At 36.0% G+C, this 20628-nt stretch carries 15 protein-coding genes, 1 tRNA gene and 3 pseudogenes; 15 read left to right on the forward strand and 4 right to left on the reverse strand.

The genetic code is table 11. From position 1 onward, the window contains the following. Positions 1-59: 59 nt before the first annotated feature. Positions 60-1520 (reverse strand): TrkH family potassium uptake protein, encoded by a 1461-nt coding sequence (locus ACQH2Q_RS01420; protein ID WP_209472862.1) that lies wholly within the window; start codon positions 1518-1520, stop codon positions 60-62. A 141-nt stretch (positions 1521-1661) separates the two neighbouring features. Between ACQH2Q_RS01420 and ACQH2Q_RS01425 the strand changes: the two genes are divergently transcribed. The 4 genes and pseudogenes from ACQH2Q_RS01425 (at position 1662) to ACQH2Q_RS01440 (ending at position 4444) form a co-directional block, all read left to right on the forward strand. Continuing rightward, on the forward strand, positions 1662-2522 hold the full coding sequence (locus ACQH2Q_RS01425; protein ID WP_341824294.1) for a hypothetical protein: 861 nt from the start codon (positions 1662-1664) through the stop codon (positions 2520-2522). 65 nt (positions 2523-2587) lie between these two features. Further along, positions 2588-2773: pseudogene (locus ACQH2Q_RS01430) on the forward strand (IS4 family transposase); the annotation flags it as partial. A 104-nt stretch (positions 2774-2877) separates the two neighbouring features. Next, positions 2878-4017, forward strand: a pseudogene (locus ACQH2Q_RS01435) (IS4 family transposase); the annotation flags it as partial. Positions 4018-4027: 10 nt separating this feature from the next. Further along, positions 4028-4444 carry a hypothetical protein gene (locus ACQH2Q_RS01440; protein ID WP_338481534.1) on the forward strand — a complete coding sequence of 139 codons (417 nt, stop codon included), beginning with the start codon at positions 4028-4030 and terminating at the stop codon, positions 4442-4444. Between the two features lie 79 nt (positions 4445-4523). Here ACQH2Q_RS01440 and ACQH2Q_RS01445 read toward each other — a convergent pair whose 3' ends face one another. Further along, on the reverse strand, positions 4524-5540 hold the full coding sequence (locus ACQH2Q_RS01445) for a substrate-binding domain-containing protein (protein ID WP_264339338.1): 1017 nt from the start codon (positions 5538-5540) through the stop codon (positions 4524-4526). A 140-nt stretch (positions 5541-5680) separates the two neighbouring features. On the opposite strand from ACQH2Q_RS01445, the gene dcd reads away from it, so the two are divergent. Together dcd and ACQH2Q_RS01455 are read left to right on the forward strand one after the other, a co-directional pair. Continuing rightward, entirely contained in the window at positions 5681-6238 is a 558-nt protein-coding gene (dcd, locus tag ACQH2Q_RS01450) for a dCTP deaminase (RefSeq protein WP_006280485.1), read from the forward strand. Positions 6239-6591: 353 nt separating this feature from the next. Continuing rightward, positions 6592-9795, forward strand: coding sequence for a glycoside hydrolase/phage tail family protein (locus ACQH2Q_RS01455; protein ID WP_341824271.1), 3204 nt, complete (start codon positions 6592-6594; stop codon positions 9793-9795). On the opposite strand, the gene ACQH2Q_RS01460 is transcribed toward ACQH2Q_RS01455, so the two are convergent. Continuing rightward, positions 9782-11107, reverse strand: coding sequence for an IS4 family transposase (locus ACQH2Q_RS01460; protein WP_264339118.1), 1326 nt, complete (start codon positions 11105-11107; stop codon positions 9782-9784). The two genes, ACQH2Q_RS01455 and ACQH2Q_RS01460, sit on opposite strands and share 14 nt — an antisense overlap. Before the next feature lie 225 nt (positions 11108-11332). On the opposite strand from ACQH2Q_RS01460, the gene ACQH2Q_RS01465 reads away from it, so the two are divergent. The 5 genes and pseudogenes from ACQH2Q_RS01465 (at position 11333) to ACQH2Q_RS01485 (ending at position 16447) form a co-directional block, all read left to right on the forward strand. Beyond that, positions 11333-12192 (forward strand): IS630 family transposase gene (locus ACQH2Q_RS01465; RefSeq protein WP_264705388.1). Its coding sequence is split into 2 segments (ribosomal slippage): positions 11333-11657 and positions 11657-12192, totalling 861 coding nucleotides; the frame shifts between segments, so codons are not numbered across the junction. A 27-nt stretch (positions 12193-12219) separates the two neighbouring features. Beyond that, a pseudogene (locus ACQH2Q_RS01470) lies at positions 12220-12438 on the forward strand (hypothetical protein); the annotation flags it as partial. A gap of 183 nt (positions 12439-12621) precedes the next feature. Next, a complete protein-coding gene (locus ACQH2Q_RS01475; protein ID WP_425383532.1) occupies positions 12622-13785 on the forward strand; it encodes a multidrug effflux MFS transporter in 1164 nt (387 codons plus the stop codon). A 133-nt stretch (positions 13786-13918) separates the two neighbouring features. Continuing rightward, the gene (locus ACQH2Q_RS01480) at positions 13919-15199 is read left to right on the forward strand and encodes an ankyrin repeat domain-containing protein (protein WP_264339347.1); all 1281 of its coding nucleotides are present in this window, start codon (positions 13919-13921) and stop codon (positions 15197-15199) included. Between the two features lie 33 nt (positions 15200-15232). After that, positions 15233-16447, forward strand: a complete 1215-nt coding sequence (locus ACQH2Q_RS01485; protein WP_425383605.1) for an ankyrin repeat domain-containing protein — start codon at positions 15233-15235, stop codon at positions 16445-16447. 259 nt (positions 16448-16706) lie between these two features. On the opposite strand, the gene tkt is transcribed toward ACQH2Q_RS01485, so the two are convergent. Next, the gene (tkt, locus tag ACQH2Q_RS01490; protein ID WP_338481528.1) at positions 16707-18758 is read right to left on the reverse strand and encodes a transketolase; all 2052 of its coding nucleotides are present in this window, start codon (positions 18756-18758) and stop codon (positions 16707-16709) included. A gap of 113 nt (positions 18759-18871) precedes the next feature. Between tkt and rpsD the strand changes: the two genes are divergently transcribed. The 4 genes from rpsD (at position 18872) to ACQH2Q_RS01510 (ending at position 20593) form a co-directional block, all read left to right on the forward strand. Then, entirely contained in the window at positions 18872-19486 is a 615-nt protein-coding gene (gene rpsD, locus ACQH2Q_RS01495) for a 30S ribosomal protein S4 (RefSeq protein WP_010962555.1), read from the forward strand. A 9-nt stretch (positions 19487-19495) separates the two neighbouring features. Further along, positions 19496-19582, forward strand: a tRNA-Leu gene (locus ACQH2Q_RS01500). A 30-nt stretch (positions 19583-19612) separates the two neighbouring features. Continuing rightward, positions 19613-19813: a Fe-S cluster assembly protein IscX gene (gene iscX / locus ACQH2Q_RS01505; protein ID WP_007552114.1), complete on the forward strand. Its 201-nt coding sequence runs from the start codon at positions 19613-19615 to the stop codon at positions 19811-19813. Positions 19814-20251: 438 nt separating this feature from the next. Further along, positions 20252-20593: a DUF721 domain-containing protein gene (locus ACQH2Q_RS01510; RefSeq protein WP_010082513.1), complete on the forward strand. Its 342-nt coding sequence runs from the start codon at positions 20252-20254 to the stop codon at positions 20591-20593. The last annotated feature ends 35 nt before the right edge of the window (positions 20594-20628 follow it).

Consider the following 20628-nt stretch of genomic DNA (forward strand, 5'->3'; position numbering starts at 1 on the left):
GAATGACGGTTTTTCAAATTGTCGTAAGTCAGTTTAGCTATAATATCAAATTTTACCAACTATTTCTTTCTATTAAATAAGAATAAATTGCCTATACAAAAATAGATTGGCAATATTTCAAGTCTGCCAAGCAGCATTAAAAACGATAGAAATAATTTTACTTCATTACTGAAAGAGGAATAATTACCCGAAGGACCTATTAAATTACTAAATCCCGGGCCAGAGTTTGTAAGCGTTGCAGAGACTGAACTGATGCTAGTTATAAAGTCTGCATTGCTTAAGTAAGACATCACTATTGATGAAATGGTAAACGTTAACATGAAAATTGCAAAAAATATAAAGACAGAGTGAACTTCATCATTCTCCAGGGTTTTTCCATTGAATTTTACTCCATTGTCTGCATCAGGGTTTAATAAAAGGTAAAAGTAATTTCTTATAGACCTTAAAAGAACAATCAAGCGGAAGATTTTGACACCACCACTTGAAGAACCACTACATCCACCAACAAAGGTGAGAAAAAAAGCTAAGACTGAAATGAAACTCCAATCTATATGATTACAGATTGCATAACCAGTTGACGTAATCAAGGAAGTGATGGTAAATGTGCTGCATCTAAATGATAATGACACTCCTAAATCAACATTTTTATACAACCAAAAACAAGCAAATAAAGATGAAACAATAGCTATCTTAAAAAAGTAAGAGACCTGCTCATCATAGCAAATGTCTAACCGTCTTATGATTTTTAAATAGCTAAGAAAAGGCAGAGAACCCAAAATCATAAAAACGATCGTTATGGCTTCTAGTATGGGATTATTATAGTGCCCTATAGAATCATTATAGTTAGCAAATCCACCAGTTGATACAGCAGACATTCCGTGACATATTGCATCAAATAGTGGCATACCAGCTAGATAATAGGAAAATATACATAACAAAATTAAGCCATAATATATTGCCGTAACATGAATCACTACGCTTCGCGTATTCGGCAACTTCCTTTTGGTAGCATCTGAATACTCAGAATAAAGTAAATTATTTAGGCTGAGAACCTTAAACATAGGAAAAACTGCAATTCCTAAAGTGATTACACCAAAACCCCCCATGCCATGTAGCATTGCTCTCCATAGCAGTATTCCTGGAGATTGTTTTTCAATATCATTAAATATAGTTGCTCCTGTGGTTGTGATGCCAGATATCGTTTCAAACAATGCATCAACATAGCTCAGATTATCAAAATAGAAAGGAATAGCTGCAAACAGAGACAAGGCAATCCAGGTGCAACTAGTAATCGCAAAAATTGCTGGCATTCCATGCAATCTACTTAATTTACCGAGTAAAATAAAAATTGCGCCAGATGTGCAGGTAATTATGAATCCAGCGAGGAAATTTTTCCATTCGTAGCTGAGATACTTATTGGTAATAGCAGGAATAAGCATTGCTAAGCTAAACAGCAATAGGAATATTCCCACAATAAATACAATTGAACGCAAATTTTGTAAACGTTGATGATTTTTCATAGAATTACTTCCTCGCTATACAAAGCCATAAAAGCTACTCTAACGTCAAGCATTTTGTTGGCCTTTATTAACAGTTATTAACAGTATGCTTGATTTACTTGTAAATATGTGTGATAATTAAATTTTTATTAGAGGTAAGATATGGTTGAATTAACTAATGCACAAGAAGAAATTCTAGATTCATTAAGACAGGCAGTCTGGAATGGCAATTTTCAGGAAGTCCAGAACGTACTCGACAATAATGAACATAATGATATACAAGCAGTTTTGAGCCACGAGGGGACTTTGACTAGTGACAAAGGTACCATTTTAGATTTTGTTATGTGTTGTAGCATTACAATTAAAGCTCAAGTAGAGATCATTGAACAAATTTGGAAGGAAGCTGATCAAAAAACTCGTGATTTTTTGTGTAATACAGAATACGATCTAGCAGGAGGTGATAGTGTTAACACAATAAATATGCTTAGAGGCCTGCAAGAAAGGACCAACGATTCTAATAACGGACCTGTTCTTGGAAAAGTTATTCAAAAAATAGAAGATCACAAGTGGGTAATGGATCTTGATTCCAACTTACAAGAAGCAATAGAAAACCTTGATATTGATCAAGTTAAAGCAGCATTAGAGAATTGTGGTGAAGATGTAGAAAGGGTTTTAGAGCGAGAGGTATATTGGAGTAGTGGAAGAGTAGATGCCCTTTTAGTTTATCCTCTGAAAGTTGAATATAGTGAAGAATTGAACCAAGAAGATGTGGAAAAGATAAAAGAAAGCTTTAAATTAATGTTTGATGCTGCTTCTCCAGGGCTCCTTGGGTTCGAGCCCAATGGAAATAACTATGTAATGGATAAACTTACATGTGCACAAAAACGTTTTGCTAAAATACCTGGAGTAGGTGAGCAATGCTTTCAAGATTTGATTCAAGAATTTGAGGAAAAACTTAGTAAAAATGAACTAGATAATGCCAAGACTGATGATCAGATCATACGCGTCAAGTTAAGGAAATAAAGGTATGAAAGAGATAGAATAATAAGGTATAAGTTCTCCCAGATATACTTTTAGTGAGAGAACCAATGAATAAAATAACTTGCTTATCAAAAAAGCTCAAAGAATTTTTTAATGAAAAAGCAGAGAAAATCTCAATTACAACAAGGTTTATAAAAAGAAAGAGAAAGCTAAAAGGTTCATCATTCGTAAAAGCCATGGTCTTGGGTAATATAGGAGTTGATAATTGTAGCGTAGAAACAATGTGTCAATTATAGCTCTTTTTACAATAATCCGAACAGACCGTAATATGCTACTGGCCTGCTATAGCCATAAACACATATCTTATCGCATTCGGACTATTATAAGAAAGGCTATACTAAACGAGGACTCGATAGATATAACAAAACAAGGTTTGGATTTTAGATTTACTGAAGAAGCAGTGGAATTTATGAAAAGGATGTATAATGAATCTGTGATTCTCTTTAAAAATATCTTGCAAGTTGATTGCAAAATCTTACAGCAATTTAATAGTGTTAAATTATTGGACAGTAGCTATATTACTCTACCTAACAGTATGGAAGAGATGTATAAAGGTTATGGTACTAGCTACAGTGGCTATGAAAGCAATACTAAGTCTGGAATAAAGTTACAATTAGTTTTCGACTACATGAATCAGATAATAGACCAACTTAATTTAACGGAGGGGGTAAGATCAGACCAGGGATATAGGAAACATTTAAGTAATATATTAAGCAATGATTTGCTAATATCTGATCTCGGTTATTTTGTGCCAAGTTCTTTTAAACAAATCAATGAAATAGGAGCTTATTTCATAAGTCGTTATAAATCCGATACCAACATATATGATGTAGAAACAAATCAAAAAATGGAGTTATTAGAATGTTTAGAGGATAAGTTATTTTTAGAAAACGAGGTATTGTTAGGAAAAGAAGCAAAAATTAGAGTAAGAATTATATGTCAGAAACTAACTGAAGAACAGTCTATGGCCAGAAGAAGGAAAGCTAATAGATTAGCAAGATCGCAGGGATATACATCCTCTAAAAGAAATCAAAAATTGTTGAACTGGTCAATATTTATAACTAATGTTCCAGAAAATAAAATTAGTGCTGAGCAAGTATTAACGATTTACAGAGTAAGGTGGCAAATTGAGTTATTATTTAAATTGTATAAAAGCCATATCAGGCTTGATAAGCTAAAAGGAAAGCCATGCAGAGTATTATGTGAACTATATGCTAAATTGTGCGCAATTCTTATATTTCACGGCATAGTTGGTTGCACAGAAGTGAAAAAGAATACAGAACTTAGCTTAACAAAGGCATTTATTGAGCTAAAAAGGCGGGTTAGAGAGTTATTTTTAGTATTAACCAAAATTAATAGTTTAAAAGCATTTCTTAAAAAACTCACTATAACTTGGTCGCGATTTTCATTAAAAGACAAACGTAGAAGGGCTAGAGTATCCACTTTAACCTCTCTAAATTTGCTCACAATCTCTTAACTTGACGCGTATGGATGATCAGATAGCATGGGATAAAGAGTATGCGACTCGATTTTCACAAGAAATCAATCAGGATCCGTCTGAGAATGATGATCTTAACTTTATAGATGACACTGATCTAGATCAAAACACCGTAAACTCTGCACCAACTGCAGACAACAAAACCCCAGAAAAAAACGATACAAACTTCTGGAGTGAACACAAAGGGAAGATCGCTCTGGGCGTTGTTGGACTATGCGTAGTTGGTGCTATTGCAGCCTATGTGCTGGCATATCCTGTAGTTGCATTAGTTTTAGAAGTTTTAGCAGTTTCAGCATTGGCTGTACTAGCTTATATTGGAGGAGTTTGTGAGAAATCAGAAAGCCCAAATACGAAAAGCTCGGACCCGGTTGTTTCTGGGGTGTTGCAACAACGCAGAACTGTCTAATTAGTAATCCATTGTCATCCCAGCGCGCCGCGCTGGGTCTGACTACGCTAGAACAAAGAATATAAAAGAAACGTTGCCGTCACGTTATATCATAAACCTTTGCTGAAGCTTTCTTTATATCTTCACTTGAAAGTGGAATTAGACCAAGCCTAGATAGGTACCCATCTTCAATGCTGATCGAATCTATAATTTCTTTTATGAATTCTCTTAATCCATCAACAGTATCCAGGTGTTCTTTCTTTATATAAAGGTATAGAGGTCTTGCTAATATATATTTTCCCGATGATATATTTTCGTAAGTTGGCTCAATTCCTGCAATTGTGCTCCCTTGTATTTTATCTTGATTCCTCATTAAAAAGCTAAAACTAAATATCCCTAAAGCGTTCTTGTTACTTTTCAATTTTTGTATTATTATGTTTTCATTAATTCCAACTTCTATATACCTTCCGTCATCCCTTATATTACCACATGCTTGCTTTCTTTCTTCCTGATCTTTATAATTCTCTTTGAAAATTCTCGAGTTCATGCATGAATATTGATCAAGCATAATAGAATTAACCAAAGTTTCGTATGTGCCTGTATTTTGATGTGGACCATAAATTTCAATTTCTGTTTTTGGTAAGGCTTGATTTACATCAGACCAAAACTTCTTATTATTTTTTACTAATTTATCATTTTCTTGAGAATATGCAGATAAAGTTTCAAATAAGTCCTTCTTTGTGAAATCAAATCTATGGCTTTGATTTGAATTTGCAATGACAACTCCATCATAGCCAATGATGATTTCTATCACTTCATTAATTTTATTCCTTTTACATAGTTCTCTTTCTACTTCCTTCATAGGGCGAGATGAAGTGGTGATGTCTGGAGTGTCTTCCCCTATTCCTGAGCAAAACATTTTGAATCCTGATCCACTTCCTATCGATTCCACAACTGGAGTCTTAAAGGAGAATACACGGTTGAACTCTTCGGCTATAAACGAGATAAAAGGAAAAACAGTTGAAGATCCAACAATTCTGATGTATTTCCTGGCATCAGCATTTGATAGCGGCGTGAATAATACGAATACAAAAATCAGGAGAAAGTTTCTAAGCATTATTTTTAGTTAAGAACATAAATCTAATTATTATAACAAAAATCAAACTGAAAAGCTTTAATTGCATGACAAAAGCTACAGTTTACATTTAAATTTTATTTTATATTATTGTAAGTATTACACAACTTTAAGGGGCAATTATGGCAGTTATGCCAGATAAATGGATAAGAGAAAAAGCTGAAAATTTTGGAATGATAGAGCCTTTTGTGAATCACAAAAGCAGCAAAGGTGTTATATCTTTCGGACTATCATCTTATGGTTACGATGCAAGAGTGGATAATAAATTTAAAATTTTTACTAACGTTAATTCAGCTATCGTGGACCCTAAAAATTTTTCTGAGAATAGTTTTATAGATAAGGAAACAGATGTATGCATAATTCCACCAAATAGTTTCGTACTTGCAAGTACAGTGGAATATTTTCGTATACCAAGGAATGTACTGGTCATTTGTGTTGGTAAATCAACTTACGCAAGGTGTGGAATTATAGTAAACGTTACTCCCTTAGAACCTGGATGGGAAGGTCATGTCACACTCGAATTCTCAAACACCACTCCGCTTCCTGCGAAAATTTACGCTAATGAAGGCGCATGCCAATTCGTATTTTTAAGCGGCGAAAGTGAATGCGAGAAATCATATGATGATATGAAAGGAAAATATATGAATCAGCATGGTATCACTTTGCCGCTGGTGAAGTGATTGCCATGAGAGTGGTAATTTTTCACTTCCGTACTTTTTCATTGTTGCTTACAATGATTATAGCTACATCATGTGCTTTTCTTAATTAAAAACTTCAATTATTTATTGTAAATTATTGAATTTGCTACTATTTAGTAGCAAATTGTCATCCAAGTGGCTGTAAAATGACAAATTCGTCATTCCGCTACTAGTTAGCGGAATCTATGCTAAGAGATACCGCGAATGAATCGCGGTATGACGGTTCGCGGCGGCATAACGATAAGCTCGTCATCCCGCTGCTTGTTAGCGGGATCTATCCGCTGCGGCATGACGTAGAGCCTACATTAGCTATAGAAACAAAAAGGAGGATCATTATGTCTACAATAATTTTATCATCAATTTTTGGTCAAGCAGGCAGCATTTTTGGGCCAATTGGCCAGATTATCGGCTCAGAACTCGGTGCTCTTCTTGGTGCGCAGCTTGATGGTGCGATGTTTGGCCTTGATGCCGAGCAAAAAGTAACGCATGGTGCGAGGCTAAAAAATCTGCAAGTTCAAACCTCAACCTATGGCAGAACAATTCCAATTATCTATGGCACTGCTCGTGTTGCAGGGAACATTATTTGGGCGCAGCCAATAAAAGAAGAGGCGATAACCACCAAAAGTAAAATTGGAAGAGGTATGAACGTTACATATAATTACTATGCAACGCTTGCAATTGCGATCTGCAAGGGGAAAGTAGAAAAATTAAACAGAATCTGGGCAGATACAACATCACTTAGCTTTGATGAAATAGATTATACTTTTTACAGCGGCAGAGAAGACCAAAATCCTGATCCATTTATGTCATCAATTGAAGGAGAGGGGAATGTGCCGGCTTATAGGGGAATATCTTACATAGTCATCAAGAATTTTCCTTTAGCAGACTATAATAATCATGTTCCGGTATTTACGTTTGAAGTGCAAACTGCATTAAAGCCCGTTGGGTTTTCAATAGCGGAAAATATTCGGAATATCAATATCATACCAGGTTCAGGTGAGTTTGTATATGATACAAAAATACAGAAGAAAATCGCGCAAGAGAAAATAAGCAGCAACCAATATATCCCATATGGGCTGGCGCAAAGGGTAAATCACAACAACCACACTAAAAAGAGCGATGCAATGCTTTCTTTGGATCAATTAAAGGGAGATTTACCAAATGTTGAGTGGGTATCGGTAGTAGTCAATTGGTTTGTGAATGATCTGAACATTAAAGATTGTAAAATATATCCTGCAGTTGAATTTCAAGATGATTCCGCAATATTACCTGATGATTGGCAAGTAGGGGGTGTAACCAGAGATAATGCTCAGCTAATTTCAAAAGATGCGAGTGGAAACCCAAGGTATGGTGGCACAGTTAGTGATGCAGCGTTGATAAGATACATAGAAGAGTTACGCAGCAGAGGCTACAAGGTGATGCTCTATCCAATGCCCTTGCTTGACACAAAGAACAAAGAGTGGCGAGGAAAATTGAGCGGGACTCCTGGGGATATAAGTGATTTTTTTGAGAATCAATATAACAAATTTATAGAGCATTATGCAAGCATTGCCAAACAAACTAAAGTGGAAGGGTTTATCATCGGTTCTGAACTTGTGCGGCTTACCAAAATTAGAGATGAACAAGGTAATTACCCTGCCGTTATAGAGCTAGTTAAGCTTGCAAAGCGAATAAAACTTCAGCTTGGAAAAGAAGTAACGGTAACTTACGCTGCGGATTGGAGCGAATACCATTCATATGATGGTTGGTATAATATGGATGAGCTTTGGTCTTCAGAGTACATCGACGTTATTGGCATAGATGCTTATTTTCCACTGACTGATGGTCCAGAGCCTCCTTTTGGCTATTCTGCGGAAGATGTAATGGGTGGTTGGAGCAGTGGAGTGGGGTATGATTATTTCTATGATTACTCAAAAAGTGAGCCTGAAAAAGTAAAGTATAACGACAGCAGGTATGCGTGGAAAAATATAGAGAAATGGTGGAGTGAAACTCACATAAATCCAGGTGGTAGCAAAACAAAATGGCAACCAAAAATGAAAAAAATATGGTTTACTGAATATGGATTTCCCAGTATGAACGGCTGCACTAATGAACCAAATGTGTTTGTTGACAAAGGCAGCATAGAGAGCAAATATCCACGATATTCAAACGGAGAGGTGAGCTTTCTTTCGCAAAAAATTGCAATTGAAGGAACGTTAAAAAAGTGGCAAAGCTCGGAAATGGTAGAAAAAATGTTTCTCTGGGCGTGGGATGCAAGGCCATTTCCTTACTTTCCCAATTTATGTGATATGTGGACTGACTGCCATAATTGGCAGACAGGACATTGGATTCAGGGAAAGCTTTCACAGCTTAATATTTCCGATGTTTTATCGGATCTATTACAAAAAGCAGGTTTAAAAAGCGATCAGTTCGATACAAGCAACGTCAAAGGGTTATTGTCTGGGTATGTGATAAACGACCAGCAACCCGTACGTTCTATTATTAAAATGCTGCAAAGTTGCTATTTTTTTGATGTGGTTGAACAGGACTCTAAACTGAAATTTGTTCAAAAGGGCAGGGGAGTTACAACTGTAATGCCAATTGGTGAAACGGTTTTCAGTAACAATTCAAAGCAAATGCAACTTGTTAATATTAGTCAACTGGATTTAAACAATAAAGTTAACGTCGTTTATTTTAATCGCAATTTTGGCTATCCAATTGATGTTAAATATGCTGAGTTGCCAAAGCAAGGCACTGCTATAACAGTTGAAATACCGCTCATTATGGAGGAGGGAGAGGCGCAAAATATAGCTGAGGTTTTACTTTATTCTTCGTGGCAAGAGAGAAATATATACAATTTCAAGCTGCCGATAAGATATGCGTGGCTTGCGCCAAGTGATGTAATGACGATTTTAGACGGTGAGAAAAAGCATACGGTGAGAATTATAAAAACAAAATTTGAAAGCATGTCCATTCAAGTAAGTGGTGTTGGTTATGACAGCTCCATATATAAGCTTTCTTTTCCTTCAACAAGGTCTCTTATGCTGAAGGAATACCCTCCTTCTCATATCAGCAAAACCATCGCAGAAATGATAGATTTACCGCATGTTAAAGGTAATATTGCAAGCTTTACTTTAATTGGTGAGGAAAGGAATTGGAAGGGAGCAACGCTCTTTATTTCGTACAACGATAAGGATTATAAGCCTATCGCAAGCACAAATAAGCAGTCTACTTACGGATATGTAATGGAATCTACCGACGAGGGGCTTATAGTAGTGTTACGTTTTGGAAACATAACTTCAATTGCGAACTCAAATTTAGCACTGGTTGGAAAAGAGGTAATAAAATTCCAGAATGCTGAACTTATAGATAAAAATAAATATAAGCTTAGCAACCTAATCAGAGGACAAGAAGATACTAAAGAATATGATCATGCCACAGGTGAAAAATTTGTTCTACTTGATGATTCAATAATATCTTTCGAAGTGCAAATGGGGAAAAAGTTTTACCTAAAAGCAGTGACTTACGGTGACCATACGCGTCAAGTTAAGAGATTGTGAGCAAATTTAGAGAGGTTAAAGTGGATACTCTAGCCCTTCTACGTTTGTCTTTTAATGAAAATCGCGACCAAGTTATAGTGAGTTTTTTAAGAAATGCTTTTAAACTATTAATTTTGGTTAATACTAAAAATAACTCTCTAACCCGCCTTTTTAGCTCAATAAATGCCTTTGTTAAGCTAAGTTCTGTATTCTTTTTCACTTCTGTGCAACCAACTATGCCGTGAAATATAAGAATTGCGCACAATTTAGCATATAGTTCACATAATACTCTGCATGGCTTTCCTTTTAGCTTATCAAGCCTGATATGGCTTTTATACAATTTAAATAATAACTCAATTTGCCACCTTACTCTGTAAATCGTTAATACTTGCTCAGCACTAATTTTATTTTCTGGAACATTAGTTATAAATATTGACCAGTTCAACAATTTTTGATTTCTTTTAGAGGATGTATATCCCTGCGATCTTGCTAATCTATTAGCTTTCCTTCTTCTGGCCATAGACTGTTCTTCAGTTAGTTTCTGACATATAATTCTTACTCTAATTTTTGCTTCTTTTCCTAACAATACCTCGTTTTCTAAAAATAACTTATCCTCTAAACATTCTAATAACTCCATTTTTTGATTTGTTTCTACATCATATATGTTGGTATCGGATTTATAACGACTTATGAAATAAGCTCCTATTTCATTGATTTGTTTAAAAGAACTTGGCACAAAATAACCGAGATCAGATATTAGCAAATCATTGCTTAATATATTACTTAAATGTTTCCTATATCCCTGGTCTGATCTTACCCCCTCCGTTAAATTAAGTTGGTCTATTATCTGATTCATGTAGTCGAAAACTAATTGTAACTTTATTCCAGACTTAGTATTGCTTTCATAGCCACTGTAGCTAGTACCATAACCTTTATACATCTCTTCCATACTGTTAGGTAGAGTAATATAGCTACTGTCCAATAATTTAACACTATTAAATTGCTGTAAGATTTTGCAATCAACTTGCAAGATATTTTTAAAGAGAATCACAGATTCATTATACATCCTTTTCATAAATTCCACTGCTTCTTCAGTAAATCTAAAATCCAAACCTTGTTTTGTTATATCTATCGAGTCCTCGTTTAGTAATTGACACATTGTTTCTACGCTACAATTATCAACTCCTATATTACCCAAGACCATGGCTTTTACGAATGATGAACCTTTTAGCTTTCTCTTTCTTTTTATAAACCTTGTTGTAATTGAGATTTTCTCTGCTTTTTCATTAAAAAATTCTTTGAGCTTTTTTGATAAGCAAGTTATTTTATTCATTGGTTCTCTCACTAAAAGTATATCTGGGAGAACTTATACCTTATTATTCTATCTCTTTCATACCTTTATTTCCTTAACTTGACGCGTATGGTTTGAAAAACCGTCAATAAGACCCGCAGGTCAATTAAAAGCTGGCTTTGACTATCGCATAAACGAAGATGTATAGCTCTTTCCATAAAAGTCCGGATGTGATAGGATAAGGGTAGATGATGATAAGGAGGTTGAATGCCAGCAGCATATAGTTATGATTTAAGAAAAAAAGCAATGGAAGCGCTAGACGAAGGAGAAAGCAGAGAAACAGTGGCAGCAAGATTTAAGATTGGAAGAACTACTTTATGGGAGTGGCAGCAAAGAAGAAAAGAAACAGGAGACTTTCAATCAAAAAAACTTGGAAATGGGGGTTACAATCACAAAATTACCGACTGGGATACCTTTGCCAAATTTGCCAGAGAACACGGAGGAAAGACTCTATCGGAAATGGCTAAACTTTGGAACAACGTTAGTATCCAAACGATCTATCGAGCCCTTAAAAAAATTGGATTTACGCGCAAAAAAAGACATATGGATACAAGGAAAGAAACGAAGAAAAACGTGCTGAATTTTTGAAAATTATAGCGACAAAAGAACCTAAAAACTTAGTGTATATAGATGAGTCTGGCATTGATAACACCGAAGACTACCCCTACGGATATTGCCAGAAAGGACAGCGGTTTTATGCCTTAAAATCTGGAAAGAAAACTCAACGAATCAGTATGGTTGCAGCCTTAAGTGGAAGAAAGATAGTTGTTCCGTTAACCTTTGAAGGCCACTGTAATATGGATGTTTTTAATGGATGGTTTGAGCAATTTTTGACACCGATCTTGGAACCTGGACAGACTGTCATTCTTGACAATGCTACTTTTCATAAGTCTGATAAGATTATCGAGCTTGCTAAAGGGGTTGGTGCAGAAATTTTGTATCTGCCGCCTTATTCTCCAGATTTCAACAAAATTGAGCATCATTGGTTTGCTATAAAAAACAGAGCCAGGAAAAACATTCCTCTATTCGAATCCTTTCGTCGTGCTGTTGATTCTGCCTTCCTATGACCTGTTCGGACTATTATGAGAAATGCTATACTTCTTACCATTCCTAAAGAGCTAAAAAACTACAAAGTAAGTGGTAAGAATTTGTTTGATGTTATTGTTGAATATTTTCAGAAGCTTTGCGAAAAATTGGGCTTTAAATTTGAGACAAAAGTGGAACATAGCCTTGGTGAACCACTAAAGGTAGTAAGTGAGGCAAATGCATCTTCTGTTGAAGACTTAAAGCTTAAAGTGAATAATCAAAGGTAAGATATTGAAATTCGTGCTTTTCATGATTTTAGCTTAAGATTTCAGTGTCCGCTACTCGAATGACATCGTTTACTATGTAACATTGTACTTATACTAATGAAAAAAATACATTATAATTAAGTATATTTACCAATAAATCATTAAGTGAAAACAGCTCTTTCGCAAAATATCATCTCTCTTATTATGATATTGTCTGTAGCAATTGTCGATATGGCAACTGACCTATACTCAGTTGCACTACCAAGCATTGCCAATTATTTTAAAGTAGAAGGCAGTGTAGTGCAGCTTACAATTAGCTTGAATCTAGTTGGATTTGCGGTGTCTGGATTAATTTATGGTCCATTATCGGACCATTATGGTAGGCGTCCAATGATGCTGATTGGTATGACAATTTTTACTTTGGCAAGTGTCATGTGTTATATAGCCGACAGCATTGCGCTCTTGATACTAATTCGCTTCATACAAGGAACAGGGGCTGGTGTTGCAGGTGTTGTTGGGTATGCAGCAATAAGGGATATGTACTCGGGTAGTGAATACTCGAGAGTCATTTCAAAATTAAATATGGTTGTGGCACTCTCACCTGGAATAGCTCCAGTGGTGGGCAGTTATATAATTTCACATGGGTATCATTGGAAATTTTTGTTTTTTATTATATCACTTGCAGCAATTGCTATACTTATTTTTATCTACTTTAAGTTACAAGAAACACTCACTGTAAATAAAAATGAAACCAGTATAACTAACATAACTACTAATATCTTCAAGCAATATATATCAATATTTAGAAATTATCGTTTCCTTGGGTTTTCAGCCATTCATGGATTAACTTTCATGTGGCTTTGGGCATACATTGCTAACTACCCGTTCATATTTGAATCGATGGGCATTGAAGTACAGTATTTTGGCTACCTCATATCGATCATAGTCATATTCTACATAATTGGAACTTTAATTAATAGAAGGTATGTACCAAAAGTAGGGGTTAGCAAAATGCTAATAATAGGTTTGGTGTTACCGATAATATCCGATAGTTTATTGGTATATTTTTATTTCGCGGACAAGTTGAATATATTAATTCTTCAAGTCGCCTGGATTCCAGCCAATATCGGACTTGCATTAATAATAAGCAATAACGTAACTGCTGCTTTAGAAACGATCAAAGGTATAGGGCTTGGTAGTGCAGTTCTCTCATTCTGCAATATGATGTTTGGGGCTATTGGAATATATATAGTAGGAAAATTTTTTCGCTATGGTATTTTACCAAATTTACTATTAACAATAGCATGCTCTACAATTGCAATTCTTATGTACAGCCAGCTCAAATGTACTGAAAAACACAGGGAATAACCATTATTTGCGTGATCCAGAGCTCATGGGTTATTAATGACTTTATCATGATAATATAATTTTACAGGGGGTGAGAGCTCATAGATTATTAACGGCTTTATTATAACAATATAGTTTTACAAAGAGGTGTAGGATGAGTAGTTCACAAAGTAGAGATAATTTTTTTAAGGCTGTTGAAAGAGGTGATATTGATGCAGTAAACCGTCTAATAAGTGAAGGAGCAGATGTTAATGCAGTAGATGTACATAACAACACTCTTTTACATTATGCTGCTGGAAATGGCTATGCAGAGATAGTAAAAGATCTATTGGATAATGGGGCAAATGTTAATGCAGTAGGATTTGCAAATATGACTCCTCTACATCGAGCTGCTGAAGAGGGCCGTAAAGAGGTAGTAGAAGTTTTACTAAATAATAGGGCAAATGTTAATGCAATAGATGAACATAACAGCACTCCTTTACATAGGGCTGCTGAAGAGGGCCATCAAGAAGTAGTAGAAGCCCTACTGAAAGTAAATGGGATCGATGTTAATGCACAAGATAAATATGAAGGTACTCCTTTACATTTTGCTGCTGCACATGGCCATAAAGAGGTAGTAGAAGCCCTATTGGACAAAGGGGCAAGTGTTAATATAACAGATCAAAATGGAAAGACTCCTTTACATCGGGCTGCTGAAAATGGCCATGCAGAGATAGTAAAAGATCTATTGGAAAAAGGGGCAAATGTTAATGCAAAAGATGAAGGGGAAAATACTCCCTTAAATTTAGCCGGTGATGACGGAATAAAAACTCTATTGCAACCCGCAGAAGAATCTGATGATGCTAGTCCAGTATTGCAAAATGATGAAGAAGAAAGCCAAGTTCCACAAAATGCTGCTTTATTTGAGGCTGTTAAAAGAGGTGATATTGATGGATTAAAGCGTCTAATAAGTGAAGGAGCAGATGTTAATGCTTTAGATGGAAACAGATTTACTCCTTTACGGCATGCTATTGTCAAAGGAGACAAAGATATGGTCTCGCTTTTAATTGATAACAAAGCAGATGTTAATGCACAGTCTGAAAATGGACGCGCTCTTTTACATGTTGCTGTTGAAAAAGCCAACAAAACGCAACCACTCGATACAAGTATAATAGAAGCTCTATTAGAAGCAAAAGGGATCAATGTTAATATAGCAAATGAAAATGGAAGGACTGCTTTACATGAAGCTGCTAAAAGTTACGATAAGAAAATAGTAACAGTTCTATTAGAAGCAAAAGGAATTTGTGTTACTCCACTAGATAATACTGACAGCATTCCTTTAAAGCTTGCCTCTCAACAAGGCAGGCAACATATAGTAAAAATTCTAGAAGAAACGCAAAAGGATATCGAAGCTTTGTATTCAGCCGTTAAAAGTGATAATTATAAGGAAGTTTAAATTCTATTAAGTAAAAAAGTAAACGTTAATTCAATAGACAGCAATGGAAAAACTCCTTTACATGAAGCTGCTGCAAGTGGCCATAAAGAAATAGTAGACGCCCTAATAAAAGCAGGAGCAGATGTTAATATAGCAGATAAAGAAGGAATGGTTCCTTTATTTGAAGCTGCTGCAAGTGGCCATAAAGAAATAGTAGACGCCCTAATAAAAGCAGGAGCAGATGTTAATATAGCAGATAAAAATGGAATGGTTCCTTTGTTTAAAGCTGCTTTCTATGGTCATAAAGATGCAACTGAAGTTTTATTAAATAGTGGAGCAAAGGTTGATACAGTAATGGAATCACTTCTTCAGAGTATGATGGAATATAATTACAATAGTAGCCATAAAGATATAGTTAAAGCTTTATTAAACAAGGGAGCAAATGCTGATGCAGTAGATTCATATGGACATACTCTTTTGCATTGGGCTGCTAGAGAAGGTTATACGGATATAGCAGAACTTTTATTAGAAAAAGGAGCGAATGTTAATATACAAGATAACGATCTATGGACTCCTTTACATTTTACTACAAAAAATAAAATGTTTATGGGTTATGCATATCGTCCAGCAAACGCCTCTGCGGAAACAGTAAAATTCTTAATAGAAAAAGGAGCAGATGTTAATATAGAAAATGAAGATGGAAATACTCCTTTCAAATTAGCCACTGATGAAGGAATAAAAACTCTATTGCAACCAGCAGAAAAATCTGATGATGGTTCAGCGGGTGGATCATCGACAGATAGTGAAGGGGGTCAAGAGGAAGAAAAACGAGTAGGTGATGATACTGAACTACAATCAGATAATAGCAAAGAAGGGGAAAAAACCAGCACCACCAGTGCAGAACAAGGAACTGGTGTAAGCAACGGTAGTCAACCTACTGGATCTACACAAAATAAGGGAGGACAAACCAGCACCACCAGTGCAGAACAAGGAACTGATGTACAAGACAACGATGTAGGTCCTGTTGCTTCCACAGAACCTGCACAAACAGAAGAACAGCCGAGCTCTTTTTTTGGTAGTTTGTTTAGTATACTTATGAAGCCTTTTTCATTAGTTGCATCATTTTTTGGTGGTTTTTTTTCATGGTTGTTTGGGTCTGACGAAGAAAAGTCTGACACACAACCTTATGATGATTCTTCTTCACCTGGGGTCGATCAATCAGTTGAACAAAATAATGGTGATCATAATGACCAGAGCAATGTGATTTGATAGTGATCTTCTACCGGAAAAGGTGTCATCCCAGTGCTTGACACTGGGATCTCATTTTACTTTATGATGATGTCATGAAAGTAGCTGACATTGGGATCCAGAAGACTTAATTTCAACCAAATAATAAAGGCTAGATCCCAGTGTCACGCACTGGGATGACAAAAAAAGGAGCACTGGAATGACACCATCTTGGATGGAAATAACGTCACGCGCTGGAATGACAAAGAAGAGTGGGCTTTCATATGGTTATGCAAGAAGTCTACTGAATATAAACCAGTTTCTCACACACACATTTTACTACGTGATCAGCACTGATATTAAAATGCTCATAGAGTGTTTTATAAGGTGCTGATTCTCCGAAGCTTTTCATGCCAATAAATATACCGTTTGAACCTATGTATTTATGCCAACCCATTTCACTTCCGGCTTCAATTGCAACTTTAATGCTGTCATTATTTAATATTGCCGCTTTATATTCATCGCTTTGCTCGTCAAAAAGCCTCCAGCATGGCATAGAAACAATCCTTGTACCTATACCCTTTTCCTGCAATTTCTCCCTTGCTTCAACTGCAATTTCAACCTCGGACCCCGTAGCAAATATCGTCACTTTTAATTCTTTTGAACATTCACACAAAATATATGCACCAAACTTCGATAAATTAGCAGATTGATCGATATCAGAGTAGAACTTGCGCATGTAACTTACGTTTTGCCTTGAGAGCGCAAACAGTGCAGGTGATTCTTTTTTTTCGAGTGCAATGCTAACACACTCTAGAGTTTCAACTGCATCGGCTGGCCTAAAAACATATAGATTTGGTATAGCACGCAAAGAGGCTAAATGCTCTATTGGCTGATGAGTTGGGCCATCTTCTCCCACTCCAATTGAGTCGTGAGTCATGACATACATAACCTGCTGCTTCATCAGAGCTGAAAGACGTATAGCAGGACGACAATAGTCGGAAAATACCAAAAAAGTGCCGCCATAAGGAAGAATCGCGCCGTGAAGTGCCATACCATTCATACAAGCTGCCATAGCGTGCTCTCTCACTCCATAGTGGACATAAGAGCCACTATAATTATTGCTATTTATTACCTGCATGTGCTTATATTTAGTGCAATTTGACCCAGTAAGATCAGCAGAACCGCCGATTAATTCCGGCATAGACTCAGTTAAAAGTTCCATTACTCTGCCGAAAGAAGATCGAGTAGCTTCGTTTGGCATTAGCTCACATATTTGTTTCTTCAGGTCAGCTAAAACACCAGCGATATTATCTGGTAGATGTTTATCTAACCGTCTTTGAAGTTCTGCATGATACCCTGTCATCCCAGCATTCTCTTCTGTCATCCCAGTGCTTGACACTGGGATCCATTCTTTTTCTTCTTTCCTGGTCACGCGCTGGAATGACATCGTGTAGTTTTGTTTTGCTCTCTCAACAGTTTTCTTCCAGGCATTTTTCACATCTTCTGGTACATGGAATGGTTCATAATTCCAGTTTAATTTCTCTCTCATCTGTTTTATGTCTTCCTCCGAAAAAGCACCACTGTGAGCAGAGGATGTGCCAGCACGGCTTGAAAATTTTCCGATAATAGTTTTGCAGCAGATCATTGTAGGTTTATCAGACTTTTTTGCTTGCTCTATTGCAAGGGATATGGCATCAAAATCATGGCCATCAATTTTGTCAACATTCCATCCATACGCTAAGAAGCGTTTCTCTACATCGTCAGAACAGGAAAGGCAAGTAGCGCCATCTATAGAAATATCATTATCATCAAAAAGAGCTATAAGCTTATTCAATTTAAGATGCCCAGCAAGTGATGCTGCTTCATGGCTTATTCCTTCCATAAGACAGCCATCCCCTAGCATCACGTAAGTGTAGTGATTAATTAAGCTATCTCCAAATTGTTCTTTAAGAATCGATTCAGCAAGTGCCATGCCAACAGCAGTGGCAAACCCCTGACCGAGCGGGCCTGTTGTTGCCTCTACTCCGGAAGTCAAGCCAAACTCTGGATGACCTGGGGTCTTGGATCTCATTTGCCTAAAGTTTTTTAGCTCATCTATACCGATATAACCTGTCAAATATAATATTGAATATAGTAACATTGACCCATGACCGTTTGATAAAACAAAGCGATCTCTATTGAACCATTTAGAATCATCAGGATTATGATTCAGATATTTAGCAAACAAAACAGTTGCAACATCTGCCATGCCAAGTGGCATACCTGGGTGTCCAGAGTTTGCTTTTTGTACTGCATCAATTGATAAAAAACGGATGGCGTTTGCCATAGATTTTAAATGTGAATGATTCATGTGTTAATAGAAAAACTTAAAAATGAAGTATAAAAGATTATATCAGCAAAAACAAGTTGACACTGAGTGCTAAAATCCTTAATAATCTAAAGTTAAATCGTGAGAGTTTTTATATGACAACTGTTATCACTAGAAAGTATAGGATTAGCCGTAGACTTGGTGTAAATTTATGGGGTAGAGCTAAAGACCCAGTAAACAAAAGGAAATACCCTCCAGGTCAACATGGTATTCTTGGATTCAAGAAGTTATCCGACTTTGGTAAGCAGTTTGCTGCGCATAAGAAATTTAAGTTTTACTATGCGATTTCAAGTAAGCAGCTCAGACGTACATTTTTAGATGCTTATAACAGAAAGGGTTATACGGCTGATAATTTTATCGGTATCTTAGAATCGAGATTAAGTTCTGTTTTATACCACTCTGGTCTTGTTCCAACAATTTACTCAGCAAAGCAGCTCATATCTCACAAGCACGTTACAGTTAATGATAAGGTGGTTAACATATCGAGTTATCGAGTGAAGCCAGGTGATATAATAAAAATAAGAGAAAGGGCAGCAAAAATCCCTGTAGTAGTAGAGGCTGAACAAAAACAAGAGCGCAAGGCTCCGGATTATTTAGAAGCAGATAGTAAAGAGCATTCAGTGAAGTATTTGAGGTCACCTCAATATTCTGAGGTTCCTTATTCAGCAGACATGGAAGTCAATTTAGTAGTAGAGTTTTACTCTAGATAGATAAAAAAAGCCCGTGTGGCGGAATCGGTAGACGCAGCGGACTTAAAATCCGTGGGTTTTGCGACCTTGGGAGTTCAAGTCTCCCCATGGGCACCAATTTAACTTAGCAGATAAATACAAAAAAGTATGAAATGGCTTGATATAGAAGATATTGTGGAAGCTCTGGAGGAAAAATTTCCAAATGAGAATATAATTAGTATCAGATTCACTGAGCTTAAAAAAAAGGTCTTGAGTTTAGAGGAATTTGATGATGATGAAAAACGCTGTAACGAAAAAATACTCGAAGCTATTCAAGCAGCTTGGATTGAGGAAAGATTAACCGCATAGCAATAAACCATACGCAAACGTGATTTCTATTACAATTTGCATATTGATTATGCTATTTTTTGGATCTAGCCTGGCAAGTTAATAATAATTTAACTAATTACAATTAAAACAGCTATAAGGTTAATTATGAGGCAAAACAAAAATTTTTGAATGGAACGATCTTGACAAGTCCTACGTTGAGATAAGTTTTGCATAAAAATACTGCTTTTACGGTGTGAGGCTAGAGGTTTGTAAAGCAGTTAGCAGGTTGTCATCTAAGTAGCGTGACCAGAGCTAGATTCCGCGAACACGCCGCGGAATGACGACTATGCAATATGCGTTGCGGAGTGACGATTATGGTCATACCGTCACGGTATCTCACAAACATGTAGCAGTAATGACAAAATCTCAAGTTATATGTATACTTTTATATTATCTACCTACTAAAAAAACAGAAAAATGCTCAAACGTAGCGGTCCAAAAAAATTAAAGTCTATAATTGAAAACTATGCATTAAAATGCATGAAAAATAAGATTAGTAAAAATGAAATACGTCTTATTTTAAACTGGCGAAATATAGTAGGGAAAGAAATAGCAGAGTGTACAAAACCGAAAAAGATCTCATATGCACAGAATATAAATTCGGGTGTGTTGCATCTGGTAGTAACAAATGGCAGCAAAGCATTGGAAATTCAGCATATGATTTCTCTTATAATAGAAAAAATTACGATATTTTTTGGTTATAAAGCAGTATATGGTATAAAAATTAAGCAAGAGAGTATTGACTATTTGACTATATAAGGTAATCTAAGTACATAGAATAATTTGGTATATTG

Origin of the sequence: Wolbachia endosymbiont (group A) of Melieria omissa (genome assembly GCF_964031125.1) — a bacterium.
Classification (GTDB): domain Bacteria; phylum Pseudomonadota; class Alphaproteobacteria; order Rickettsiales; family Anaplasmataceae; genus Wolbachia; species Wolbachia pipientis.